The sequence below is a fragment of the Nostoc sp. 106C genome, assembly GCF_002154725.1.
Taxonomy (GTDB): domain Bacteria; phylum Cyanobacteriota; class Cyanobacteriia; order Cyanobacteriales; family Nostocaceae; genus Aulosira.
Genome location: NZ_MTAW01000098.1, coordinates 1 through 25,115 on the forward strand (window position 1 = coordinate 1; position 25,115 = coordinate 25,115).

The 25,115-nt window shown below is 41.9% G+C and carries 21 protein-coding genes; 2 read left to right on the plus strand and 19 right to left on the minus strand.

Annotated features, from left to right (window positions below):
• Together BV375_RS37590 and BV375_RS12485 are read left to right on the plus strand one after the other, a co-directional pair.
• Window positions 1–230 (plus strand): hypothetical protein (locus BV375_RS37590; protein ID WP_208099109.1); only part of this gene is annotated, 230 nt, incomplete at its 5' end.
• A 177-nt stretch (window positions 231–407) separates the two neighbouring features.
• A complete protein-coding gene (locus BV375_RS12485; RefSeq protein ID WP_086760871.1) occupies window positions 408–2,411 on the plus strand; it encodes a serine/threonine-protein kinase in 2,004 nt (667 codons plus the stop codon).
• A 43-nt stretch (window positions 2,412–2,454) separates the two neighbouring features.
• Here BV375_RS12485 and BV375_RS12490 read toward each other — a convergent pair whose 3' ends face one another.
• The 19 genes from BV375_RS12490 to BV375_RS12585 form a co-directional block, all read right to left on the minus strand.
• Window positions 2,455–3,165 carry a response regulator gene (locus tag BV375_RS12490; RefSeq protein WP_243713927.1) on the minus strand — a complete coding sequence of 237 codons (711 nt, stop codon included), beginning with the start codon at window positions 3,163–3,165 and terminating at the stop codon, window positions 2,455–2,457.
• Between the two features lie 578 nt (window positions 3,166–3,743).
• Window positions 3,744–4,361 (minus strand): TMEM175 family protein, encoded by a 618-nt coding sequence (locus tag BV375_RS12495; RefSeq protein ID WP_086760875.1) that lies wholly within the window; start codon window positions 4,359–4,361, stop codon window positions 3,744–3,746.
• A gap of 10 nt (window positions 4,362–4,371) precedes the next feature.
• Window positions 4,372–5,163 carry a DevA family ABC transporter ATP-binding protein gene (locus BV375_RS12500; protein WP_086760877.1) on the minus strand — a complete coding sequence of 264 codons (792 nt, stop codon included), beginning with the start codon at window positions 5,161–5,163 and terminating at the stop codon, window positions 4,372–4,374.
• A gap of 167 nt (window positions 5,164–5,330) precedes the next feature.
• Window positions 5,331–6,500: an ABC transporter permease DevC gene (gene devC, locus BV375_RS12505; protein WP_086760879.1), complete on the minus strand. Its 1,170-nt coding sequence runs from the start codon at window positions 6,498–6,500 to the stop codon at window positions 5,331–5,333.
• Window positions 6,501–6,525: 25 nt separating this feature from the next.
• Window positions 6,526–7,719, minus strand: a complete 1,194-nt coding sequence (locus tag BV375_RS12510) for an HlyD family efflux transporter periplasmic adaptor subunit (RefSeq protein WP_086760881.1) — start codon at window positions 7,717–7,719, stop codon at window positions 6,526–6,528.
• Window positions 7,720–7,935: 216 nt separating this feature from the next.
• Complete coding sequence (hemF, locus tag BV375_RS12515; RefSeq protein WP_086760883.1) at window positions 7,936–8,988, minus strand: oxygen-dependent coproporphyrinogen oxidase; 1,053 nt, start codon at window positions 8,986–8,988, stop codon at window positions 7,936–7,938.
• 61 nt (window positions 8,989–9,049) lie between these two features.
• The gene (hemB, locus tag BV375_RS12520) at window positions 9,050–10,039 is read right to left on the minus strand and encodes a porphobilinogen synthase (RefSeq protein ID WP_086760885.1); all 990 of its coding nucleotides are present in this window, start codon (window positions 10,037–10,039) and stop codon (window positions 9,050–9,052) included.
• 187 nt (window positions 10,040–10,226) lie between these two features.
• A complete protein-coding gene (gene hemC, locus BV375_RS12525; protein ID WP_086760887.1) occupies window positions 10,227–11,213 on the minus strand; it encodes a hydroxymethylbilane synthase in 987 nt (328 codons plus the stop codon).
• Between the two features lie 6 nt (window positions 11,214–11,219).
• On the minus strand, window positions 11,220–12,272 hold the full coding sequence (hemE, locus tag BV375_RS12530; protein WP_243713928.1) for a uroporphyrinogen decarboxylase: 1,053 nt from the start codon (window positions 12,270–12,272) through the stop codon (window positions 11,220–11,222).
• 31 nt (window positions 12,273–12,303) lie between these two features.
• Entirely contained in the window at window positions 12,304–13,248 is a 945-nt protein-coding gene (gene rfbA, locus BV375_RS12535) for a glucose-1-phosphate thymidylyltransferase RfbA (protein ID WP_086760891.1), read from the minus strand.
• A 30-nt stretch (window positions 13,249–13,278) separates the two neighbouring features.
• On the minus strand, window positions 13,279–14,361 hold the full coding sequence (gene rfbB / locus BV375_RS12540) for a dTDP-glucose 4,6-dehydratase (protein ID WP_086760893.1): 1,083 nt from the start codon (window positions 14,359–14,361) through the stop codon (window positions 13,279–13,281).
• Window positions 14,362–14,425: 64 nt separating this feature from the next.
• Window positions 14,426–15,580 (minus strand): DegT/DnrJ/EryC1/StrS family aminotransferase, encoded by a 1,155-nt coding sequence (locus BV375_RS12545; RefSeq protein ID WP_086760895.1) that lies wholly within the window; start codon window positions 15,578–15,580, stop codon window positions 14,426–14,428.
• 2 nt (window positions 15,581–15,582) lie between these two features.
• Entirely contained in the window at window positions 15,583–16,128 is a 546-nt protein-coding gene (locus BV375_RS12550; protein WP_086760897.1) for an FdtA/QdtA family cupin domain-containing protein, read from the minus strand.
• Window positions 16,129–16,884: 756 nt separating this feature from the next.
• A complete protein-coding gene (gene hemF / locus BV375_RS12560; protein ID WP_086760900.1) occupies window positions 16,885–17,889 on the minus strand; it encodes an oxygen-dependent coproporphyrinogen oxidase in 1,005 nt (334 codons plus the stop codon).
• A 232-nt stretch (window positions 17,890–18,121) separates the two neighbouring features.
• Complete coding sequence (locus BV375_RS12565) at window positions 18,122–19,501, minus strand: cytochrome P450 (protein WP_086760902.1); 1,380 nt, start codon at window positions 19,499–19,501, stop codon at window positions 18,122–18,124.
• 57 nt (window positions 19,502–19,558) lie between these two features.
• Window positions 19,559–20,827, minus strand: coding sequence for a glycosyltransferase (locus BV375_RS12570; RefSeq protein WP_086760904.1), 1,269 nt, complete (start codon window positions 20,825–20,827; stop codon window positions 19,559–19,561).
• A gap of 55 nt (window positions 20,828–20,882) precedes the next feature.
• The gene (locus tag BV375_RS12575; protein ID WP_086760906.1) at window positions 20,883–22,091 is read right to left on the minus strand and encodes an MFS transporter; all 1,209 of its coding nucleotides are present in this window, start codon (window positions 22,089–22,091) and stop codon (window positions 20,883–20,885) included.
• Window positions 22,092–22,230: 139 nt separating this feature from the next.
• Window positions 22,231–23,601: a cytochrome P450 gene (locus BV375_RS12580; protein WP_086760908.1), complete on the minus strand. Its 1,371-nt coding sequence runs from the start codon at window positions 23,599–23,601 to the stop codon at window positions 22,231–22,233.
• A 53-nt stretch (window positions 23,602–23,654) separates the two neighbouring features.
• A complete protein-coding gene (locus tag BV375_RS12585; RefSeq protein WP_086760910.1) occupies window positions 23,655–24,968 on the minus strand; it encodes a glutamyl-tRNA reductase in 1,314 nt (437 codons plus the stop codon).
• Window positions 24,969–25,115 lie beyond the last annotated feature (147 nt).

Below are 25,115 nucleotides of genomic sequence, written 5' to 3' on the forward strand. Positions count from 1 at the left end.
CATACTTTCATGCTTGGTTGTGGGATTTTCCCGTGATTGACTGCCTTGAAAATAGGGCAGGAGGCAGAAGAAAAGGAAGGGTTAAGATTTTCATTGTTCCTTGTGAACGCAGCTCATGGGGTCTCTTGCAAAAATATATTTTTGCAAGAGGGGGAAAGGGAAAAGGTAAAAGGGAAAGGGTTTTGAGTTCCTTTCCCTTTTACCGAATTCTGCAAGAAGTCTATTTGTGAAGAAACAAAGTCCATTTGTAAATCCTTCTTTCCTGTTCCCTGACTCAACGAGTAATTTCACAACTCCTACATGGATGGCTATAGGTTATTTAGGTTTTTATCTATACAAATAATTTTAGTCAGTATTAATACGCAAGCTATAATCGAATAATTCCGGATAAAACTATATTTATTTTCATGCATAGTCACCTTCTGGATGCACGTTACCGAATTTTGGCGGTTCTGAGTGTGGAAGAATTGGCGCAAACCTATTTGGTTGAAGATACTAATCTTCCTAACAGTCAATTTGTCTTGAAGCAACTACATCCTGCCAATAAAAATCCCCAAGATTTAAAAATACTGGGGCGCTTGTTTACAGGCGAGGCAGAAACGTTAGAAAAACTAGGTCAGGAAAACGATCAAATCCAGAAACTAGTTGCTTATTTTGAAGAAAATGAAGAATTTTATTTAGTTCAAGAATTCATTACTGGTAATTCTTTAACTGAGGAAATTCTCTTAGGAACACCCATAGAGGAAGACCAAGTGGTCAGTCTCTTATCAGAAACATTAGAAATTTTGGTATTCGTACATAGTCACGAGGTAATTCATCAGGATATTAAACCTACAAATATTATTCGTCGAGAGTCAGACAAAAAATTAGTTTTGATTGACTTCGGTTCGATTAAAGAAATAGTGACTACTATTGTCGGAAATCTCGAATATATACCTGTAGAGCAATTGCATGGTAACACCCAATATAACAGCGATATATATGCTTTAGGAATAGTGGCGATCGCATCGCTCATCGGTTTAACAGCAGAGGAAGTAGCTATATTACCAAGTCACAAAAATTTGCTGACAGGTGAAATTGTTTGGCGTCACCGAATTCCTTCAGTGAACCGAGAATTAGCAAGAATTATCGATAAAATGGTGTGCTTTGATTACCGTAAACGCTACCAGACTGCTCAGGAGGTTTTACATGACTTAAAACAGCTAAACAATCCTGAGAAAAAGCACGATAAGCACGAAAATAAAAAACCTTGGTTAATTTTAACAGGAATAGCTAGCTGTATTACTGTTGGCGTAGCAGCTTGGTTTTTCCTCATACCAAAATCTGTCAACGATCCAAAGTTATTATATCTACAAGGAGTGGAAAAATATGAATCTGGAAATTACAAAGAAGCAGTAAAAGATTTCAGTCAAGTTATTGAAATTAATCCCCAAAATGCTCTAGCTTATAATCGACGTGGTGATGCTTTTTATCGATTAGGAGATTACCAAAAAGCTCAATCAGACTCAAGCAAAGCTATAGAGCTAAATCCTCAAGATGCTAATGCTTACTACGATCGAGGCTTTTCTGATTATGAATTAGGAAAATATAAAGAAGCGATCGCTGACTATACCAAGGCAATTAATCTCAATGCCAAAAATCCCTATAATTACTATGGGCGAGGTCTAGCACGTACAAAGCTCAAAGATTATAAAGGCGCAATGACAGATTTCGGCAAAGCGATCGCCTTTAAGCCCAAGTATACCGAAGCATACTTGCAACGGGGTATTCTCCACCGTCGCTTGAGACATAAGCAAGCAGCAATTCAGGATTTTGATACAGCAATTGAGATGAATCCTAATGATGCTCAAGCTTACTATCAAAGAGGCTTAACTCAATTTGCATATAACCAAAATCAAGCTGCAATTCAGGACTATAACAGGGCCATTGACTTAAATCCCAAATATATAGAAGCTTACCTAAATCGGGCAGATGTTTATAGTGATATGGGAAAGAATCTAGAAGCTACTGAAGATTATAATCAGGTTTTACAGCTTAATCCCAAATTATCCATAGCTTACACCCATAGAGGTATGCACCGCTTCTCTGTAGGCGATTATCAAGGCGCAATAGCAGATTATACTGAAGCAATTAAGCTAGAGCCGAAAAATGCCGCAGCTTATAACAACCGAGGTAATGCTCATCTCGAACGCGGAAATAAAAAAGCGGCAATTGCAGATTACTCTCAGGCGATCACAGTTAATTCTAGTTATGCCTTAGCCTACTATAATCGAGGTTTGATTCGGGCTAAACAAGGCGATAAAAAAGGAGCGATCACAGATTTTCAAGCAGCAGCAAAACTATTTCAAAAAAAAGGGCAGAAAAATAGTTATCAAGATGCACAAAGAGAAATTAAAACTCTACAAAAATAGACAGTAACCGTTAAAGTTTCTTTCTCTGATATCGAAAAGTTGGTTAATAAATAGACTGCACTTTGCGCCAAATTTGTTGAGCTTGTTTACTAGCTAACTGAGCTTTTTCTATAACCTGTCGGGCTTGCTCCATAGCCAACTGGGCTTGCCTCCTAACCTGTTGAGCTTGCTCCCTTGCCAGATGAGCTTGCTTTTTTGTCTGTCGGGCTTGTTCAAGAAACTGGCAATACTCACTCTTTAACAACCGACTGTGTTGAGCGAACTGCCGCTGTTCCTGTGTTAAAAGTCGTTGTTTGTCACTTTGCTGTGCAAGTTTTGCGATCGTTGTAATTAGTGTATCTGGATGAAAAGGCTTAATAATAACCTCCTCAAACCCAGCATCGAGTGCTTTATTACGGTATTCCGGATATACATAACCTGTAAGAGCAACAGCAGGCAAAAACCTTCCTTGTTGTGCTTCTTGGTTTCTAATCCAGTTAATTAGAAAATAACCATCCTTACCAGGCATACTGATATCGCTAACGAGAACATCTGGTTTCCACTCTTGTATCACTGCTATAGCTTCATCCACAGTTTTTGCTGTCTTGAGTTGCACCTGGTACTCTTCAAGAAGAAAAACAACTAAACTCAGAGAATCATTATTGTCATCAACAACAAGTAACCGCAAGCCATCGATGGATAAAGACTTCCTTTGTGGCTTTCGCTTGAGAGATCCTCTATTTTTACGATGTGAGTTAGCAACTTTAAGTATCAAAATAGTTTAATATTTAACTAGTTAGTAGTAAGTAGCATACGTGGCAGATATTAGACAATATCTGCTAACATAACATGCATTTTTATAACATCTAAATTGAGTTTTTTACAATCCTTGATCTGAATATACATATCAGCATGGTAACTATAGCAATCCCTGTAGGATTTGTGAAATTACTCTTTGAGCCAGGGGGCAGAAAACAAGGATATACAACTGTACTTTATTTTTTCACAAATGATATAGAACTGCTATATCTATCAATAGCTTATACTATTTCACCAAAATCTGATACGGTCTATTCCTCCAGTTTGCCCAGCTTTCCCGTACTAATCCAGTTGGAGCGAATCTAGCTCACGGACTCAAGAGTGAAAAATCCGGTAGTGAACTTGTTCAAAGTTTTGTACCCAATGCCAAAGTAGTCAAAGCATTTACGATTTATGGGTTTGAAAACTTTGAGAATAATACCTATCCTGGTTTTGGAATCTAGAGTGAAAGACACGCCCTGAAAAGGAGCAAAGGTTTTATCCTGTTTAGGAGAATCAAAAGTTCGCTGATTCCCAGTCAACAATTGTCCCTAATCACATTGCTCCCGAATTCACCTTGAAGGCTTTATCGACGATAGCAGAGGTAACTGGAATTAAAAACCAAACCAAATCTGAAAAATCTGGGCTGATTATTGCGATTGGAATAGATATTAAAGCACAGCAAGGTTCAATCAAAGCCTTTGCTTTTACTAAGAGAATGATTTGACGATCTAGATTTTCATCAACTAGCCGATGTTTGTTTGTTGCGTACACCCAACTTATGAATGAAAGAAAACCAATCAAGCAAATATTAACACTAAACCAAACTTTAACAAAAACATTATTAGAAATGGTCAAGATCAGCTCATTAGAAAAAGGAATGACAAATAAACACATTAAGTAAAGTGTATGGATTATTAAATGAATTTCATTAGTTTTTTTGTAATAACTAAATTGTTGAATGTGACTAATCCAGTAAAATGCAACCAAGATAAAAGTGGTAATATAAATACCGAGTGATTTTAACTGTTCAAGAAGAAAATGATTAATTTCAATATTTGGCATTGATTTAATAGTTTCTGGCAAATTAAATCCCATAAAGGTGATTGCCATAACTAGTGCAAAAACACAATCATTTAATCTTGCCAAATGATCAATGAGATTAAGGCTCATGTTGCCTAGCCTAACAATTTCCTTGACTCTCCATTTTTCCCGCTTCTTCTACCACTCTTCCATCTTCCATGTGAATTATGCGGTCAGCAATATCAAGAATCCGGTTGTCATGAGTAACAAGCAAAATAGTGCTACCTTGTTCTTTGGCTAAACGCTGCATGATTTCTACGATATCTCGGCCCGATTTTTTATCAAGGGAAGCTGTCGGCTCATCTGCAAGGACTATTTTGGGATGACAAGCTAAGGCGCGGGCAATCGCCACTCGCTGCTTTTGCCCTCCAGAAAGACTGTCTGCGTAATAATCAACACGATCGCCCAAACCAACGGCATTAAGAATATTGATTGCCAGCCCATCTATATCTTGGTTTAGGTACTCATCATGTAGTTCCAAAGACATTCGCACATTCTGTTTTGCTGTAAGGAAGGAAAGCAAGTTGTGTGATTGGAAAATGTAACCAATCTGTCGCCGCTTTTGCATCTGTTGCCGCTTACTTGCACCGCGCATTTCCTGTCCTAAAATTGTCAGACTGCCTTCTTGTACTGAACGTAATCCACCTATTAGCGTCAGTAGTGTCGTTTTGCCAGAGCCAGAAGGTCCGGTCATAATGACAATCTCACCTGAATAAATATCGAGATTGATATCAAATAATGTCTGCTTGCAAAGTTCTTTTGTACCGAAGTAATGATTAAGATTGCGAACTGAAATTAGTAGCTTTTCGGGAGAGTTTTGAATTTCGACTTTTGGAGATTTTTGCTCTGGCGGTGGATTATTTTGAATTTCTAAGAGAGCTTCTTTAGACATTGATTTGAAGGTAATACAAATTTGTAATTCGTAATGACGCTCGTTCGCGTAACGTCTCCCCTTGGGAGCAGACTCGCTAACGTAATTCGTAAATAAGATAGCCAAATTGAATCGGGGCTTTCAGGTTTAAATTTGTTGCCAGATTTTAGAGAATTAGAACTCCAAGCTTAAAAAATATCAGCAGGATCGGCTGCTCGTAGCTTTCGTATAGCGATCGCTCCCGCACCAAAACACATGATAATTGTCAATCCCAGCACTGTTGTCGCGCGGCTGAGTTTCATGGCAAAAGGTAAAAGCGTCGCAGACTGAGCAATGGCATAAAATCCAGTTGAGATAAATATTCCAGGTAAAAATCCCAAAACTGCTAACACAAGAGACTCTTGGAGGACAACGCCAATAAAATACACATCACTATAGCCCATTGCCTTCAAGGTAGCGTATTCAGGCAAATGATCGGAAACATCTGTATAGAGAATTTGATAGACAATAACTGTTCCAATCAAGAACCCCATCGTTACGCCAAAACCAAAGATGTAGCCGATAATAGAACCTGTTTCCCAATACACACGTTCACGATTGACAAATTCAGCAAGAGTTAAAACGACTAAATCATCTGGCACAATTGCTTGTAAATCTGCCTGTACCTGCTTAACGCTTGCCTGGGATTTTACTTGAATAATACCCACATCAATTTCGTTGGCTTGACGCTGGGGAAAGAGTCGCAAAAAGGTAGAATCACTGGTAATGAGATTGCCCTCAGCCGCAAAAGAGGAACCAATCGTAAATAATCCTACAATTTTAATTTCAAAATCATTCACCTGAACGGAAAGCGAACTCTGCTTTCCCAACAAGCTAGGAACATCCCCAAGTAGGGGAAGTCCCCCAGCTTGATCAAATAGCCCTCGATTTATGAATTTCAGTTTATCCAAATATTGACTGAGTTCTGGTAAGTCAAATGCTGGCTGGTTCGGATCTATACCGTAAACAAAAATTTGCCGATTGGTTTTGTTCTCAGGGTTTCGCCAATCTGCCTGACCAATATACAGTGAGCTAACAGAGGCTACGCCGTTAATACCTGATGCCTGATAGAGATTGTCTCTGGAGAACTTTTTCACAGATTGCAGGTTATCAGACAATTTATTGATAACAAATAAATCCCCGCGAAGTTTGGCATAGGTGAGAACTTGCGAATCAAACAGTGAATCCTGGACGCCCAGTTGGACAAACATCAGCACATCTGCAAAAGTAATTCCTGCTATGGCAACTAGCAGACGTGCTTTTTCTCGGCTCACTTGCAGCCAGGCTATTGGTGTTTTGCGGAATAATTGACGAAACATGGATTCATCGGTGTTACACCGTTGACTAATTGTTAGTTAATGTTGCATTCGGTTGAATGGCAACCTGTACTTGCAAGTTGGTTAAATTAGCAACCCGGCGACTATCTTCTCGATTGAGTTGAATCCTGACTTCAATGACTTTGCGATCGAGATTTTCTCCAGGTTGACCGCTAGTAATTTCTTGTTTAATCACCTCTAGTCCAACAAGGCGAACGGTTCCACCTATTTGATTGGGAAATGATTCGCTGGTGATTACGACTTGTTGACCTTCACGAACTTTACCAATATCAGTTTGATAGACCTCTGCCACGACTTGCATCTGGTCAGTTTGTCCTAAGTCAACAATGCCTTTATCACCAACAACTTCCCCTGGTTTGGTGTAGATATTGAAAATCCGACCTGCGATTGGTGCGCGAATGTATGCTTCAGCTAAGTCAGCTTTAGCTTTATTAGCTGCCGAGATTGCCTTATCTACCTCAGCTTGGGCTGCTTGTATATCAACTGGGCGTACCTCAGCAATTTTGTTTAAGGTGGCTCTAGCTTGGCTGATTTCTTGACGAATTGTATCTACACTTTGATTTTGCTTGGCTTTAGCTTCATTAAGCTGTGTTTGTGCTGTTTCTAATGCTAGCTGCTTTTGCTCTAGCTCTAAAGAAGCGATCGCTCCTTGTTTGTAAAGTGACAAATAGCGATTGTAGTTAGAATTGGCAGTTCTCACCTCAGCTTGCCAACGAGCAATAGTGGCTTGTTGAGTAGCAATTTCACCTTTTAACTGCTCCTGTAGGCGAACAATTTCAGCTTTTTGAGCAGCAATTTCTCCAGATTTGGCTCCTGCTTTCACCTTTGCCAGTTCTGACAGGGATACCTTGACCTGTGCTTGGGCTTCAAATAAGGTATTTTGCAGGCGAGCTTGTGCATCCATAATCGCCATCACTTGGCCTGCTCTTACGCGATCGCCCCGTTGCACCAGCAGTCTCGTCACGCGATCGTTGCTCAATGTAGCAGGTACAGAGACTTTGATAACTTCCGTTGCAGGTTCTAGTCGTCCTAAAGCCGTGATTTGCCGAATAATAGGAGCAGCTTTTACAACGACCGTTGGCTTACTGGTTGGTCTTGATTGGGAAATGCCATAGAAAATGATTGTACCTGAGATAGTAGCAGCAGCCGCAATCAGGGCAAGCATCCATTGTGAACGCTTTGATAATATTTGAAGGTTCATCTTGATTCCTGCCCAAATTACGTATAAAAATATTATCCGGCTGTTTTGCCAAAACACTAGACACATCTGATGAGAAAATGGAATTTTGAAACTCAGCGTATATGCCTAGGTGCTTGTCGTTAGACATAGCCATTTCATTGCCGTCAGCCTGTCAATAAGACCCTTCTTTTTGGTGGTCAAATAGATGAAAAGCTTAATAGCAAGAGCTTTTAGTAGTCAAATTTCCTGTGCGGTAAGACTAGATGTCCAGCTAGCCCAATCTTGAGGTTTTAAGAAACTTTCTAACAACTCAGCTTCTGGTGTGTTGGGTTCTGGTTTATAGCCGTATTCCCAACGGACTAAAGGTGGTAACGACATCAAAATTGACTCAGTGCGTCCATTGGTTTGGAGACCGAAGATTGTGCCACGGTCATAAACCAAGTTAAATTCTACGTAGCGACCTCTGCGATAGAGCTGGAAATTACGTTGGCGATCGCCATATTCTATTAACTTTCGCCGCTCTACAATCGGTACGTATGCTGGTAAAAAAGCTTTTCCACACTCACCCACGAAAGCAAATAATTCTTCCCAGGTGCGCGAGGGTAGAGTACCAACTTGATTACTATAAGCAGCTGCTGCATTCTCTGGATGCGGACCCCGATACAGCAGACCTTGACCATCTTGATAGTCAAAAAATATACCCCCTATTCCCCGCATTTCCTGACGATGTTTGAGATAAAAATATTCGTCGCACCAAGGCTTAAACACTGGATAATACTCAGGATGGTGAGCATCACAAGCCTGTTTGAGGGTAGAATGGAAATGAGCGGCATCCTCAGCAAAAGGATAGTAAGGTGTTAAATCTATACCACCACCAAACCACCAAACTGGTCCTGCTTCAAAGTAGCGGTAATTGAGATGAACAGTTGGTACGTAAGGATTGCGGGGATGCAACACCATTGAAGTGCCTGTGGCGTAAAATTTATGTCCAGCTGCCTCCGGACGTTGTGCCAGAATTGAGGACGGAAGATGGGCACCCCAAACTTCGGAGAAATTTACTCCACCTTGCTCAAAAATAGCACCGTCACGCAAGACACGCGATCTCCCTCCACCCCCTTCAGAACGTTCCCATGTATCTTCTTGAAATGTGCCTGAGTGATCCAGTTGTTGCAAGCCCTGACAAATACTATCTTGCAACTGCTGCATGAATTGGCTGACTCTAGCCTTGGCATCAACTGGAGGTAAAGATTTGGATGCAGTTATTTGCGCACTCGAAGCAGTGGTAATCATCTCAACTTAATCTCCTGAAACGTGAATATCTGTGTTAACCAGTTCCGAGGGACTGCCTTGTTCAACTGCCTTTAGCTAACCAACGGGCAGCATCTTTGGCATGGTAGGTCAGAATCAAGTCAGCACCAGCACGTTTAAAGCTAGTCAATGTTTCCATAACCACTTTCTGTTCGTCTATCCAGCCGTTGAGTGCAGCAGCTTTAATCATGGAATATTCCCCAGAAACGTTGTAAGCAGCAACAGGTAAGTTAGTTGCTTCCTTAACACGCCAAATAATATCCATATAAGCCAAGGCTGGTTTGACCATCAGCATATCAGCCCCTTCAGCAACATCAAGTTCAATTTCTTTGAGGGCTTCACGGGTATTGCCAGGGTCCATTTGGTAGGTACGGCGATCGCCAAATTGTGGTACTGACTCAGCAGCATCCCGGAAAGGGCCATAATAAGATGAAGCATACTTCGCAGCATACGACAAAATTGGCGTGTCTGGGAAACTAGCTTCATCCAATCCGATCCGAATTGCTTGCACAAATCCATCCATCATTCCTGAAGGAGCGATGATATCCACACCAGCTTGAGCTTGAGAAACTGCTGTTTTCTTGAGTAATTCCAGTGTTGGGTCATTTAAGACGCGCCCAGTCAAGTCACCAACTTCCAGATAGCCGCAATGTCCATGACTGGTGTATTCGCATAAACAGGTGTCAGCAATAATAATTAATTCTGGCACTGCTTCTTTTACAGCAGTAGCGGCTTGCTGCACAATCCCACAATCATGCCATGCGCCAGTTGCTTCTAAATCTTTATCTTCAGGAATGCCAAACAAGATAATTGCCGGGATGCCGAGGTCGTAGATTTCCTTAGCTTCTTCTACGATTTTGTCTACCGATAACTGGTAAACACCAGGCATAGATTTGACTTCATTGGCAATTCCTTTACCAGGTACAGCAAAGAGAGGATAGATGAGATCGCTAGTTGTTAAAACAGTCTCACGCACCATCCGACGGAGTTGGGGATGATTTCTTAAGCGACGAGGGCGATGTATTGGAAACATAGTGATGATTCAAGATTAAAAAAGACGGATTGTAGAGGTGAGTTTTGCGATCGCAACCTTGTTTAGATTCAAGTTTTATCTACTCAACCCGCCTTTACAATTAGTCATTTATCAAACAGACTTTGATGCAACGAAACAATGCAAGCGATCCTACGTTCTTCGCAAATATGCTTCACAAGCGAATTTCTTAGCCTCGGTGGACTGTTTGAAAAATTTCTTCCAAAATCTCCTGCGCTCCTTGTTCTCGTAAACTTTGAGCTAATTGAATACCTAACTGTTCGGCATTATTAACTGCACCGATCACAGAGTCTTTTATCAACCGTTTACCATCCACACTAGCGACTAACCCTGTTAACGCGAGTGTATTTGCATTCAACTGCGTGTGGACACCAATTGGTACTTGACAACCACCTTCTAGTTCCCGCAAGAAGGCACGTTCAGCAAGAACGCGATCGCGTGTTGGTACGTGTTCAATTGCCTTTAAAAGTGACAGCACTTCTATATCGTCAGCACGGCATTCAATACCCAAGGCTCCTTGTCCGACAGCATATAGGGAAACTTCAATTGGCAAAACTTGATGAATGCGATCGCTCATCCCTAATCGCTGTAATCCTGCAACTGCCAAAATCAATGCATCGTACTCCCCAGCATCCAGCTTTGCCATCCGCGTGTTCAAATTTCCTCGCACATCTTTAAACGTGAAGTGGGGAAACTGGTGGCGCAACTGTGCCAGTCGTCGTAAGGAAGATGTCCCGATGACTGCACCTTCTGGTAGTGTATCAATTTGCTTATCTTTGTGTTTTTCATGCACAACTAAAGCATCTGCTGGGTTTTCCCGCTCTGTAACAGTTGCTAATACTAATCCTTCTGGTAGGCGAGTCGGTAAATCCTTAAGGGAGTGAACAGCAAAGTCAATCTCTTGGTTGAGCATTGCCAATTCCAGTTCTTTGGTAAACAGTCCTTTATCGCCAATCTTGGCTAAGGCAACATCTAGGATTTTGTCACCTTGGGTGGCCATAGTTTGGACTTCAAAACAGATATGAGGAAAGTGTTTCTGAAGTTCTTGTTGCACCCAGTAAGTTTGAATCAAAGCGAGTTGGCTTTTACGAGAACCGATGCGGATACTGCGGGAAGGAGTAGAAATGTTAGATGTAGTAGAGGACAATGAAGTCATAATCTTTTAGTTAAAATCATCAAACAAGTAGTTAGACTGCTTTACAGTCTCAAAGAAGAAAGCTACATTTTCTTCGGGAGTGTTTTGTAAAACCCCATGACCAAGATTGAAAATGTGTCCTTGATTTCCAGCTTTATGCACAGTGTCGAGGATGCGATCGCGGATAAATTCTTGGGAACCAAACAATACGCACGGATCTAAATTTCCTTGAACTCCAATACTGGCTCCAAGTCGTTGTCGTGCTACTGCTATATCAACAGTCCAGTCCACACTGACAATATCTACACCAGATTGTGCCATGAGTTCTAGGATGCCACCACTGCCGTTGATGTACAAGATGAGAGGTGTGTCTGGATGGGTAGCTTTGACCTGTTCCACAACTCGTTGCTGATAGGGTAGAGCAAAAGTCTTAAAATCATGGGGGCTGAGTTGTCCCGCCCAAGAGTCAAATAGTTGCACGACTTGCGCGCCGGCATCAATTTGGTAGCGGACGTAGATGGCGATCGCATCTGCGAGTTTTCCTAAAAATTGATGCAGCATTGCTGGCTGTAAGAAAGCCATGCTTTTGATAATGGCGTAGTCTTTAGAGCTTTTGCCTTCAATCGCATAAGCAGCCAGCGTCCAGGGAGCGCCAACAAAGCCTAAGACAGTGGCTTGGTCATCAACCTCATGACGTAGCGTTTTCAGGATCTGGCGAACAAATGGTAAGGAAGCTTCAGGATCGAGGGAAGTGAGCGCATCAATTTGAGCTTGAGTGCGGATTGGGTTTTCAAATACTGGGCCCTTACTTTCAATAATGTCAAACGGAATACCAATACCTGGCAACGGTGTCAGGATATCTGAAAACATAATTACACCATCGGGTTTGAAGGCATGGAAAGGTTGCAAAGAAATTTCCACGGCTAGGTCAGCGTTCTCAGAACGCTCCCGAAATGAGGGATATTTCTGACGTAAATCCCGATAGACTTTCATGTAGCGACCAGCTTGACGCATCATCCATACCGGAGGGCGGTCTAGTACCTCACCGCGAGCTGCTTGCAGTAATCTATAGTTCTCCATACATATCTCCATAGAAGAATTCCCCTTAGAATTAAGAGGCTTTATTTGTATCAGCTATTTCATAAAGTGGGATAATGCGATTGAATTGCTGAACCTGAGCAGTACTAATATCACTATGAATAATGTCTATTAAGTAACTTCCGTAGCTACTTTTAGACAATGGTTTAGCAAGTTTATAGACTTGTTCCGCATCAATATATCCCTGTCGGTAGGCAATTTCTTCGATACAAGCTATTTTGAAGCCTTGCCGTTGTTCTAGGGTTTGAATAAAGCTAGCAGCTTGGTGAAGCGATTCATGAGTACCTGTATCTAACCAAGCGTAGCCTCGACCCAAAAGCTCTACTCTCAATTGCCCTTGACGGAGATAAAACTGGTTCAAGTCCGTAATTTCTAGCTCATTGCGGGCTGAGGGTGTGAGCTGAGTGACAATCTCACAAACCTGAGAATCGTAGAAATAAATCCCAGGTACAGCATACTTAGATTTAGGAACTTTGGGCTTTTCTTCTAGAGACACAACCTGCCCTATGGCATCAAATTCAACTACTCCATAGTGCTCAGGCTCAGCGACGCGATAACCGAAGATGAGTGCGCCTTCATGCAAGTTTGCTGCATAAGTTAGCACGTCAATTAAGCCATTCCCATAGAAAAGATTATCCCCCAAAATGAGGCACACAGAGTCGTCACCAATAAAATCTTTACCCAAGATGAATGCCTGTGGTATGCCTTCAGGTCTCAGTTGTTCGACATAGCTAAACTTGAGACCCCACTGACTACCATCTTGCAGAAGTTGTTGAAATAGTGGTAAGTGAGCAGGTGTGGAGATAATGAGGATCTCACGAATCCCAGCCAACATGAGAGTGGACAGGGGATAGTAGATCATGGGTTTATCGTAAACTGGCATTAGTTGTTTACTTACTACCTGCGTGAGAGGGTATAACCGCGTACCAGAACCACCAGCTAGAATAATGCCCTTCATAGTTAATTTCTCAGATGGTTTAGGGTTTTGTTAATGCGATCGCACTGTGATTCTGTCTGCATAATTTTGTTTAACCCAACTTTGGTAAGCGCCTGATTGAACTTGCTTTACCCAAGTTGGATGGCTTAAATACCAGCGAATTGTCTTCAATAAACCGCTATCAAAATCTTCCTTTGGCTGCCAATTTAATTTTCTGCTGATTTTGCTGCAATCAATTGCATACCGTCGGTCATGACCAGGACGGTCTTTCACAAAAGTCATCAAAGAGGAGTGGCGGAAGTTGGATTTAGGAACCAGTTCATCAAGAATTGCACAAATTCTTTCCACAACTGTTAGGTTTGTCTGTTCGTTATTGCCACCAATGTTATAAATCTCTCCAATTAGACTATGTTGCAAAACGAGGTACAAAGCTTCGCAGTGATCCACCACATACAACCAATCTCGAATATTTTGTCCATCACCATAAATTGGTAGAGGTTTGTCATGCAAGGCATTGAGAATTATCAGGGGAATCAGTTTTTCAGGAAACTGGCGTGGCCCGTAGTTGTTTGAGCAGTTAGTGATTAAAGTGGGGAGACCATAGGTGTGATAGTAAGCTCGTACAAGATGGTCAGACCCTGCTTTTGAAGCAGCATAGGGACTGTTGGGAGCATAGGGAGTATCTTCTTGAAAGGCTGGATCTGCCGGATTGAGTGAGCCGTATACTTCATCAGTCGATATATGCAAAAAGCGGAATTGCGATCGCTGTTGTGGGGATAGTTTTTCCCAGTATATTTTGCTAGCTTCTAAAAGTTGGAATGTCCCTAATACATTTGTTTGGATAAACTCTTGAGGACTAAGAATTGAGCGATCAACATGGCTCTCAGCAGCAAAATTAATAATTACATCTGGTTGATATTGCTCTAGCAAACTATGCAGTATCTCAATATTATTAATGTCTCCACAAACAAAATGATATCCAGGATCATCCTGTAATTGAGCCAAGGTTTGAGGATTGCTGGCATAAGTCAGCTTGTCTAGATTAATAATATTAGCCCACTGCTCTTTTCTCGCCTTCAAAATGAAGTTAGAGCCAATAAAACCTACTCCACCTGTTACTAAGAATTTTTGCATCTTGCTGCATCCTAACTAAGTCGCAATTCTCTGTAAATCATGAATAGTATTTAATAGCTTCTAGTTAGGATGTAACCATTTGTTTTCCTGTCAATAAACCAACTTTAGTACAGTCAGCAGTTCCGCCTTCCTGTTGTAAAACTTCTATCACTCTCATGACTTCTTCATTGGCCATATGGGGACCGATGGGTAAGCTCAAAACATCTTGAGCTATTTGTTCTGTAATAGGAAAACTGCTTAAATGCTGTTTTTCTATATACGCATCAGATAAATGAGGTGGAACAGGATAATGAATTAACGTGTCAATTGCCGAATCTTTCAGGTGCTTTTCTAAATCAGAACGCTTTGGACAACGCACAACAAACAAGTGCCATACTGGATCTGCCCAAGTAGGAATAAAAGGTAAAGTTAAATCTGTGACACCGGAGAGTTGTTGAAGATACTGGTTAGCGACTTGAACACGGCGAGCATTCCACTCATCAAGCTTAGCTAGCTTCACTCTTAAAAACGCAGCCTGTAACTCATCCAGTCGGCTATTATAACCTTTAATTTCATTGAAATATTTAACACGAGAACCGTAATTTCTAAGCAAACGGATTTGATTCGCTAAATTACAATCATTCGTCGTGACTGCTCCACCGTCACCTAATGCTCCTAAGTTTTTACCTGGATAAAAGCTGAACCCAGCTGCTTCTCCTAAACCACCAACACGCTGCCCTTTGTAACGTGCACCGTGAGCCTGAGCAGCATCTTCAATCACCTTTAACTGATAACGTTTTGCAATCTCGTTAATCGGATCCATATTAGCAGGTTGACCGTAGAGATGAACTGCTAGAATCGCCTTCGTTTTTGGTGTAATTGCTACTTCAATTTGCTCTGGTTTTATGTTGTAAGTTTTCTCATCTGGTTCAACTGGAACAGGGGTAGCTCCTGCATAAGAAACTGCTAGCCAGGTAGCGATATAGGTATTAGCTGGTACAATTACTTCATCACCTGGACCAATATCCATAGCCCGTAGAATCAGATGTAAAGCTTCCAGTCCATTACCAACTCCAATACAATACCGAGTTCCACAGTATGCAGCAAATTCTGTTTCAAATGCCTCCACTTCTTGCCCAAGAACATACCAGCCAGACTCCATGACTCGTCTATAAGCTGCGTCTAACTCTTGCTGAAGTTCAAGATAATTTGCTTTCAAATTCAGGAATGCTACTTTCATACTTACTCTCTAAAAGCTTTGATGAAATCTTCGTACTCACGGTAATAATCAGACTCATCATAAAAATCTGATGCCAGAGCCATACAAACTGATCCTGAGGAAAAATTAGTAATTTCACGCCATACCATCGGGCATATATAAAGACCATAATATGCGCGATTTAAATGATATGTTGTCCTTTCATAACCATCGTCTATTAATACATCAAAGCTGCCAGACATAGCAACTAGAAATTGGTGTAGTGCTTTATGAGCATGACCTGCTCGTTCTGCGCCACCAGGAACATCATAAAGGTAGTAAACACGCTTGATGTCAAACGGAATATGTTTGTTGTTCTCAATAAATGTTAAATTACCACGGTAGTCATTAATCTTAGGAAGCTCAAGAATTTGGCATTGTTCAATGCTCCTATTACCGTAGTAATCGTTAATCTTAGGAAGCTCAATAATTTGGCATTGTTCAGTGCTGATCTTATCATAATAATTGGTAAGATTAGGAACTTTTTCGATAACTTGGTGTTGTTCAATTAGCCTTTTTTCTAGATGCATAATTCAAACAATGCTCCTTGTGTTTTTGAGTTAAGCCAATATTATTAATTGTAATATTGGCTTTTATTAGTTGAAATGCAGATATTGCAAGTAATACAAAAAAATCTTTTTAGTTACTTTTAGATTGTAAATAGATTACAATCGCTGTTTTTTCTCCTTTTCTTGCTACTACACATCAGAAACTTTGGAAGCCCCACTGAATTGAACTCCATATACAAAGCAAAATAACTACCAATGCCATATATCTACTAGCAAAAACAAAGAAGAAGACAATGTCAATTTCCTCCATAGGTTTGATGTATAAATAGCTCAACCAATGGGAATGAAAAGATTTGCTCACTTCAGTTTTCAATATGGAAAATTGAGTTGAGTTCTGCCTGCGGAATACTTTAGTAATTTTTAGCACGCAATTTCTCAGTAATGCTTCTACAGAAACTTCACCTTTTTGTTTAGCATTTGGCTAGCCAACAATTTTCGGCGTTGCATATTTGCGGGATGATTTGTCTCACGCAGAGGAGGACACTTGCGTGGGCGGCTTTGCCGACTTGAGGAGCCAGTGCGTTGGACGGGTTTCCCGGCTTGTAGACACCCGGAGGGTGGCTTCCCGCAGGGTAGCAACTGGCGTCAAAGTGTCCGTCGCGCAGAGACACAGAGAGAATGAGGGTTTCGAGATCTTGATCCCAAAATTTCATCCCTTGTTTCAGCAACGCCCAATTTTCATTAGCTGCTGTTTGTCAAGTAGACTTTTGAAGATCCTTACACCCACTCCCGAGGATTTCTCACCACCTCTAGAAGCATTGCTTCTTTGCTATCAGGCTCTGGTTGGTCATTATAATTCCAGAAAGCTTCTCCAGGCATACAATTGAGGACACTTTGCGTACTTACAATGCCACTGGCCAATCCGAAGCGAACACCTCTGTCATGCAGTAGAATGAATTCAGCGTAACGTCCGCGTCTGAGGCGTTGCCAGTACTTGTTCTGCTCTGTAAATTCCATATCCTTGCGTTTTTCGACAATAGGCATATAGGCAGGAATGAAAGCTTCAGAACAAGTTTTGACAAAGGAAAATAGGGTTTCTGCATCACGGTCTTGTAAATAATCAAAGAAGATGCCACCAACGCCTCGACACTCAGCGCGATGGGGGAGATAGAAGTACCCATCGCACGACTTCTTAAACTGTGGATAAAGTTCTAGGTCATGTTTGTCGCAAGCTTCTTTATGCACCTGATGAAAATGAACTGCATCTTCTTCAAACAGGTAAATTGGCGTTAAATCGCCTCCACCACCAAACCACCAAGAACCAGGTTCTGTACCATCACCCAGTTGGAAATAGCGGTAGTTGACGTGGGCTGTCGGTACCATTGGGTTATGTGCATTGATCACAACACTAGTACTCGTGGCGAAAAAAGGAGTACTTTTTTCATTTCCCGTTGCGTTTGCTGGATCAAGCATTACAACATCCGCTCCTTGGAAAGTCACACCAGGAGGTAACTCTCCGTGCATTGATACGTAATTGATGCCAACTTTTTCAAATACATTGCCATTGCGTAATGCCTTATCAATGTAGGTGATACCGTTATTGTTTTCACCTTCTATCCATTGACCTTTTTCATCTTTTGTCCATCGTTGTTCAGTAAATTTATTACCATCTATTTCTTCAAGAGCTTGGCAAACATTCTCAAACATATCTAGCAACACTTTTTCCGATTTTGTGCTGATGTTCGGTTGTTGTGTTGTGGGGTTTTCAAGAAGTTGAACCATAAAAAATGACCTCAAAAGGAGTACTGTTTTGAATATATTGAGAGTTTTACCAGAGAAATATTAGTTATAACGCTGCAATTTTTCTCTAGCTTTTGTTCCAGAAGATTTTGCAAATAAATCCATAAGGTCTCCTATTATGAATGAGCTATCAAGTGCGGCTAAGATTGATCAATCAGTTTAGTTTTTCTGAAAAAACGCAGAAGAAATTAATTATGTGCGTCTTTCTTGAGTTTTAACCAACATTTAGTGGTGTTGGAATACTTGTATAATTTTCTGTTTGATGATGGTAACCAGTTACCCTCATATAGATATCTTTGTCTGGGGCTACTCCTGCACCCCTACGCACAGGATTAATTGGAAGGTTATCAGTTAGCTCCAATTGATAACGTGACACAATTGTTGCTAACATTAACTTTACTTGAAAGGGAGCAAAGACATCACCAATACAGCGTCGATTACCACCCCCAAAAGGTAAATATTCATAAGAAGAAAACTGTCTTGACAAAAAGCGTTCTGGATTGAACTGTTTAGGATTTGGAAATAAGTCTTCACGATGATGAACTGAATAGATATCAGCAACAATTTGTGAACCTACAGGAAACTCATAACCCATGATCTCGAATGGGGTTCTAACTACCCGCATAGCAACGACAACTGGAGGGTACAAACGCATTGTTTCTTGAGTAGTTGCTGTGAGATAGGGAAGTTTCACAATAGCGTTGGTGTTTGAAGGATCGCTAATGTTATCTAATTCTTCCTGTAGTCGCTGACATACTTCTGGGTGTTTGTAAACACTGTATAAGCTACATATTATGGCTGAGAATATTGAATCCTTACCGGTTAGAACTGTCATCGCTTCATCACGCAGTTCTTGATCGCTCATTGGCTGACCCTCTTCATCACGAGCTGACATCAGTAATGACAGAAGATCTGCGCCATCTGCTTGGGGTTGTTGATGGCGTTGAGCAATTTCGGCATAAAGTAGCCGATCTACTTCATTGCGAAGACGGATAAAGCGTCCCCACGGACTCCAAGGCCCCAAATCTTTTTGCAGAGGTTTAACAAAAAAGTGTAATGCAGTCAGTGCAGAACTACTACACTCCAGCATTTCTTTGATTTTTTGCCGCAGTTCTATTGATAGTTCTCTTTCATCGGAGCCAAAAATAACTCGGAACATAATCTTGAGACTGAGGTCTTGCAGATATGCACTGAGATTAATTACTTCTCCCAGTTTCCATTCCTCCATCATCTCCTCTGTCAACTCACAGATGAAATTGCCGTAAGAGCGCATACGTTCGCCATGCAAGGGTGGCATCATTAGCGATCGCTGGCGACGATGGGGCTTACCATCCATGAGCATCAAAGACTGATCTCCCAAAATGGGACGCAAGATTTCGTAAATTTCTGCGGTACTAAATGTTGTCTGAGGAGCTGTAAAAATCTGCTCAATGGCTTTGGGATCATTGACAAATACAGTCAAGCCGTAACCAGGCCACTGAGAGACGAAGATATCACCGTATTCTTTACAGCTATCCAAAAACTTTGTAGGTCGGTTAGCCCACTGGTATATTTGCACAAAAGCTGGGCTGCTAGGACTTTTAGGTAATTTCATTTTGCAATTTTGATTGTTGATGTGAAAAGGTACTAAGTTTGTACTGCCTGAGATTGCTCATCTACTGCTGTAATTGCCTACAGTAATTTTTTCACTGTGCAATATGTTCTCAACTGCCTTGACAGCTATTTCTTGAGAGTCCATTGCCAGCATTTTTTCAGACAGAGCTTTGACACGAGCGTGTAGTGCTTGGTCTTGTAGCAAAGCTTGGAGTGTGGAGCGAATGACTGTGGGTGTAGCTTTACTCTTAGGTAAATGATAGGCCAGTCCCAATTTGGCTGCTTGGTGACCTGTATTTACTGTTTCTCCATAGCTGGAGATAATTAACATCGGCACGCCGTACTGAAGCGCTCTTCCCACACTTCCCGTACCACCATGTGTAACTAATGCTCTGATGTAAGGCAAAACTTCATCGAAAGGCACAAAAGTTTCTAAACGCACGTTTTCCCCAAGCCCATCTGGGATATCAGTAGCGCTAGCAGAAGTCGCAAGTATGGGAATTCCCATCTGAGCAATTGACTCTAGCATCTGACGGAATAAACCCATATCCCCACTATCACCGGAAGTAGTAGTACTAACCAACACGGTGCCGGGTTCTAGATTTGCGCCAAAGGGTTGGCGATCGCTTACCTCAGGCATCTGAAAAGCAGTTGGCCCAATGAATACTTGATTTTCTTGCAGTTTTTCAGCAGGTATAAATTCTTGAGGAAAGGTGACTAAATTGAGCAACTTAGAAACCACTATAGAAAAGAACTCGGCTGGTGCATTCTGAGGACGTGGGGGGAGACCGATTTGTTGGCGAACACGACCTAATGGAAAGATGAAGTCAACTAAGGTATGGATAATGCGCGGTGGTAGTGGTGTGGAGGAAATGAACAAAGGAATCGTATTCGCATTCATTGTTACCGTCCATCCCATTGTCAAAGTCACGAAGGGAATGCCAAGTCTTTCTGCAGCATAAGATGCACCAAAACCAAGATAGTCCGCGACTAGACAATCTACTCGCTCTCGTTTGATTACAGTTTCCAATTCTGCAACCATACATGGGATCATTTTTAATATTTCGTTGCGAAAGCTCAAAAATCCCCGAACAAACTCAGGCAACCATTTGGGCATAGGTGCGGCAGGATTTTCTAACCGATGAGCAAAGTTACAATCTGGAGACATTGGCACAAGTTCAGCACCAGCCGCTTGTACCTTGGCATAATCGCTCTGTCCGGTATGGAATAAAACTCGATGCCCTCCCTTAACTAAAGCTTCAGCTAAGGACAACATAGGTAAGGTGTGACTGGCAAGGGGTAGTGTGGTGATCAACAAGGTTGCCATAAGCTTTGAATAAAAAACTAATTACAATTGATTTACTTAATTAACTGGCTAAAATTTAGAGGATACTTGAAGCCAGCAATGCCGCGATCGCCAACCAACCCGCACCAGTCCAGTAGGGAATATTCGCTCCCAGGTAATCGAAGGTAAGACCCGCCCAAATGGGGCCTAGAATTAATGCCATACTTTCGAGTGCTTGAGATGCACCTAAAATTGAGCCTTGTTGGCTGGGAGAAACTCGATTGGATATAGTACTAGTCAGCGTTGGCTCTGCCATACCGCCGCCCACAGCTACTAGAGTCACGGCTGGGTAGAGCATCCAAACGGCTGGAGCCAAAGCAATACCCACAAACCCTAACATCATTAATACTAGTCCAGCTATGGTTAACCGTTGCTCATTGAATCGCTTCAGCAGAGGGCGAGTCAGTAATCCTTGCGCTAAGACAGAAACAATCCCAATGTAGGCAAAAAATTCTCCATTTTGCTGCGCTCCCAAGTTGAAGCGAACATAGGTGAACAGCACAAAGTTCGTTTGCAAACCACTGAGGGCAAAACTGATAACGAAGCCTGCTAGCAGAAATCGCCGGATGGTGACAGTTGCAAGTGCACTTTCAATCACTTTGAAGGGGTTCAGTTCTTTAAAAGCGATCGCTTCTCGTCGTCGTCGGTTACGTGGAAGCGACTCTGGTAGAGCGAAGAATCCGAAGGCAAAAGTTAATAGTGACAGAACTCCCGCTACAAATACAGGGGTCTGTAAACTAATCAGACTGAGCCAACCACCCAATGCTGGCCCGAGAATAAATCCCAATCCGAAGGCCACACCAATCAGGGCAAAATTTTTGGCTCGATCTTCTTCCGGAGTAACATCTGCAATATACGCTTGAGCGATGGAGATATTTCCCCCCGTTAACCCATCAACTAATCGGGCGGCAAAGATCATCCACAAGGCAGTAGCAAAACCAAATATGAAGTATCCTAATGCTGTACCCGCAACACTAATCAGCAAAAGAGGCCGCCGGCCATAGCGATCGGAGAGAATACCCAGTGCTGGAGCAGCAAAGAATTGTGCGGCAGAAAAGGACACAGCCAGTAGTCCGATTACTAGGGCATCTTTGTTAAATTGCCCTACTACGTAAGGAATTACTGGAATCAGTATTCCTACACTCAATAAATCAAAAAAAACTGAAATTAAGAGAAATACGAGTGCCTTTCGACTTACCTTTGACTGAGCTGTTGCCACTGGTTTTGATTCATAGTCTTGCTGCATAATATGGCTCTTGTTTTAAAATGGCGGCGTTACATATTTGCGGGATGATATTTCTCATGCACAGAGGATCAGGAGTTTTAGACTTCCATACATAAAATTTCAACCCTTGATTGAGTAATGCCAAAATGGCTCTAATAAGTTAAAAAGCACTGACTAGCTGAGTCACAAGATTTTGATGATAATAACCAGTCACCATCATCTTGATATCTCTATCTGGTGCTACTCCGGCGGCATGACGCACAAGATTAAATTGACGCTCCTCAGTCAGTTCCAGTTGATAACGTGACACAACTGTGGCTAACACTAACTTCATTTGAAACGGAGTAAAGGCATAACCAATACAGCGTCGATGGCCACCTCCAAAAGGTGAATACTCATAAGAAGTAAACTGTTTTTCTAAAAAACGTTCCGGCTGAAACTGGTGGGGATCTGGAAATAAATCTTGACGGTGATGAACCGAATGGATGTTTGCATAAACGTGTGTACCTGCGGGAAATTCATAACCCATGATTTGGAATGGGGTTGTAGCTACTCGCATAGCAACTACAGAAAGAGGGTACAAACGCAGTATCTCTTGGGAAATTGCCGTGAGATAGGGAAGTTTAGAAATAGCGTAGAAATCTGAAGGGTCGCTGAAGCTATCTAACTCTTCCCGTAGTTTTCGGCATACTTCTGGGTGTTTTAGAAGAGCGTATAAGGAGAATATTATAGCTGTGGCAGCTACGCCTTTACCACTCAGTACTGTCATGACTTCATCACGCAGTTCTTGATCGCTCATGGCCTCATTTTGTTCGTCACGAGCTTTCATCAACAACGAGAGCACGTCTGTACCTTCTGGTTGAGGCAGTTGTCGTCGCTTTGCAATTTCAGAATAAAGAAGCTCGTCTACTTCTTTAAGTAGGCGAAGAAAGCGTCCCCACGGACTCCAAGATCCTAAATCTTTCCGCAAAGATGGTGTCAGAAGGTGCAATACGACAAGTGGAGAGCTAAAATAATCTAGAATTTCCGAGACTTTTTGCCGCAGTTTGACTAAATGCTCTCCTGTATCCGAGCCAAAAACGACTTGAAACATCACGTTCATCGAGATTTGATCTGCCCAGGAAGTCAGGTTAATCACTTCTCCTGGCCGCCATTGCTGCATCATCTGGTTTGTGATATCACAGATGAGCTTGCCGTAGGAGCGCATACGTCCGCCGTGCAACGAGGGCATAACTAGCGATCGCTGCCGTTCATGAGGTTTACCATCCATAGCCATCAAAGATTTAGATCCCACCAACGGCCGCAAGATGTCATAAGTTTCAGCGACGTTAAACATCTGCGAAGGAGCTGTATAAATCTCATCAACTGCTTGGGGATTACTGACAAAAACAATGGGAGGAGAACCTGGCCACCGGGTCATGAAGATATCCCCGTAGCGTTGAGTACAACTATCGAGAAAATATGTTGGCTGGGTGCCCCATTGGTATACTTGCATAAACCAAGGGGTGCGCGGACGATTAGGTAACTTCACTGCCTTCTGTAGCCTCCCACAGTAATTGTTTCACTCAGATCAATTGCATCAAATCAAGTGTGAGAAGATGTTTCAGTTACAGAGCTATATTGCGCCTTTGTATCTAAGTCAAATAAAACTTGAAGAGTTTGGAGGGCAAGATGTTGAGCTTCTATATCTCGCTGCGATCGCAGTTGAACCATCGGTTGGTGGAGAATTTTATTGACAATACCTCGAGTTAAAGCTTCGATCGCTTTTTGATGTTGTTGAGCAAAATCAGACCCTAGACGAGACAGAGTTTTTTCTAACTCTTGCTCGCGAATTGTTTCTACTTTTTCCCGTAAACAGCTAATTGTAGAAAAAGTTGCTATTGAGCGGTGCCAGAAACAAAATGCTTCTAACTCTTCTTCGATCAGCACTTGTGCCTCTAATGCAGCTTGGCGGCGGTGTTCTTGGTTCTGAGTCACGACTATTTTTAAATCATCAACGTTAAATGCTTGAACCTGAGATAACTCATTGACATCTGCATCAACGTTACGCGGGACTGATATATCAAACAACATCAAAGGCTGATTTGCTGCCAAAGCAGTATCTAGTTTGGCTCGATCTAGTAGTGGTTCTACAGAAGCAGTACTGGTAAATACCAAATCTGAGGCGGCAACGACTAACATCATTTCTGTGAGAGGATAACATTGCAATTGAGCCTTATTGAACTGATCTGCCAATTCCTTAGCCCGTTCCACCGAACGATTTACAAGGGAAATTTGGGTCGTTCCTTTAGCTAATAGATGTTGCACCAACAGCCGCGACATTTTACCAGCGCCCACAATTGTCACTCGACAAGCTGATAAATTCTGTACTTTCATCTGGGCTAGCTCCACCGCAGCCGCACTAACCGAGATTGCACCTGTAGCGATCGCAGTCTCTGTTCTCACCCGCTTTCCAGTCATAATGGCTTGGTTGAACAAGTGATTAAGAATGCGTCTGATGCCATTATGCTGCTGACCTAACTTGTAAGCTTGTTTGACTTGAGCCAGAATTTGTCCTTCTCCCATGACCAAGCTATCTAGACCAGAAGTAACCCACATTAGATGTTTAATGGCATCTCGCTGTAGTAGCACAAATAGATGTTGATAGAGGTCATGAAAAGGTAATTGACTATGTTCAGCTAGAAACTCAGCGACCTCCTGAGTTGCTAGGTCAGTCTTACTAGCGACAATATAAATTTCTAGGCGGTTGCAAGTGCTAAGAATGGCAGCTTCTTCAATATGAGTACAGCTACGCAAATACGCGATCGCCTGATCAACTTTATCCTCTGGAATGCTCAGCTTTTCACGAATTTCAACTGGAGCGGTCTTGTGGCTAAGACCTACGACTGTGATGTTCATACATCCTCCCCTGAAGTTTGTTCTCTTCTCAACTAGGCGCAAGACTAATTTGGTTGATTTTGGCGACAGAGTTTAAGTGCAGACTTGGCAGTACCAAGTCCTACAAATGCCTAATATGTTGCACAGATTTTGGAAAACTTTATAATT

Excerpts from the sequence above, each read along its gene's own strand:
- BV375_RS12485 (WP_086760871.1), top strand. The coding sequence starts at position 408 with ATGCATAGTCACCTTCTGGATGCACGTTACCGAATTTTGGCGGTTCTG.
- hemE (WP_243713928.1), bottom strand. The coding sequence starts at position 12,272 with ATGGAGAACTATAGATTACTGCAAGCAGCTCGCGGTGAGGTACTAGAC.
- BV375_RS12565 (WP_086760902.1), bottom strand. The coding sequence starts at position 19,501 with ATGAAATTACCTAAAAGTCCTAGCAGCCCAGCTTTTGTGCAAATATAC.
- hemF (WP_086760883.1), bottom strand. The coding sequence starts at position 8,988 with ATGATTACCACTGCTTCGAGTGCGCAAATAACTGCATCCAAATCTTTA.
- rfbB (WP_086760893.1), bottom strand. The coding sequence starts at position 14,361 with ATGCAAAAATTCTTAGTAACAGGTGGAGTAGGTTTTATTGGCTCTAAC.
- BV375_RS12570 (WP_086760904.1), bottom strand. The coding sequence starts at position 20,827 with ATGGCAACCTTGTTGATCACCACACTACCCCTTGCCAGTCACACCTTA.
- BV375_RS12510 (WP_086760881.1), bottom strand. The coding sequence starts at position 7,719 with ATGAACCTTCAAATATTATCAAAGCGTTCACAATGGATGCTTGCCCTG.
- rfbA (WP_086760891.1), bottom strand. The coding sequence starts at position 13,248 with ATGAAGGGCATTATTCTAGCTGGTGGTTCTGGTACGCGGTTATACCCT.
- hemC (WP_086760887.1), bottom strand. The coding sequence starts at position 11,213 with ATGACTTCATTGTCCTCTACTACATCTAACATTTCTACTCCTTCCCGC.
- BV375_RS12585 (WP_086760910.1), bottom strand. The coding sequence starts at position 24,968 with ATGAACATCACAGTCGTAGGTCTTAGCCACAAGACCGCTCCAGTTGAA.
- hemF (WP_086760900.1), bottom strand. The coding sequence starts at position 17,889 with ATGGTTCAACTTCTTGAAAACCCCACAACACAACAACCGAACATCAGC.
- BV375_RS12550 (WP_086760897.1), bottom strand. The coding sequence starts at position 16,128 with ATGCATCTAGAAAAAAGGCTAATTGAACAACACCAAGTTATCGAAAAA.
- BV375_RS12545 (WP_086760895.1), bottom strand. The coding sequence starts at position 15,580 with ATGAAAGTAGCATTCCTGAATTTGAAAGCAAATTATCTTGAACTTCAG.
- BV375_RS12575 (WP_086760906.1), bottom strand. The coding sequence starts at position 22,091 with ATGCAGCAAGACTATGAATCAAAACCAGTGGCAACAGCTCAGTCAAAG.
- hemB (WP_086760885.1), bottom strand. The coding sequence starts at position 10,039 with ATGTTTCCAATACATCGCCCTCGTCGCTTAAGAAATCATCCCCAACTC.
- devC (WP_086760879.1), bottom strand. The coding sequence starts at position 6,500 with ATGTTTCGTCAATTATTCCGCAAAACACCAATAGCCTGGCTGCAAGTG.
- BV375_RS12495 (WP_086760875.1), bottom strand. The coding sequence starts at position 4,361 with ATGAGCCTTAATCTCATTGATCATTTGGCAAGATTAAATGATTGTGTT.
- BV375_RS12500 (WP_086760877.1), bottom strand. The coding sequence starts at position 5,163 with ATGTCTAAAGAAGCTCTCTTAGAAATTCAAAATAATCCACCGCCAGAG.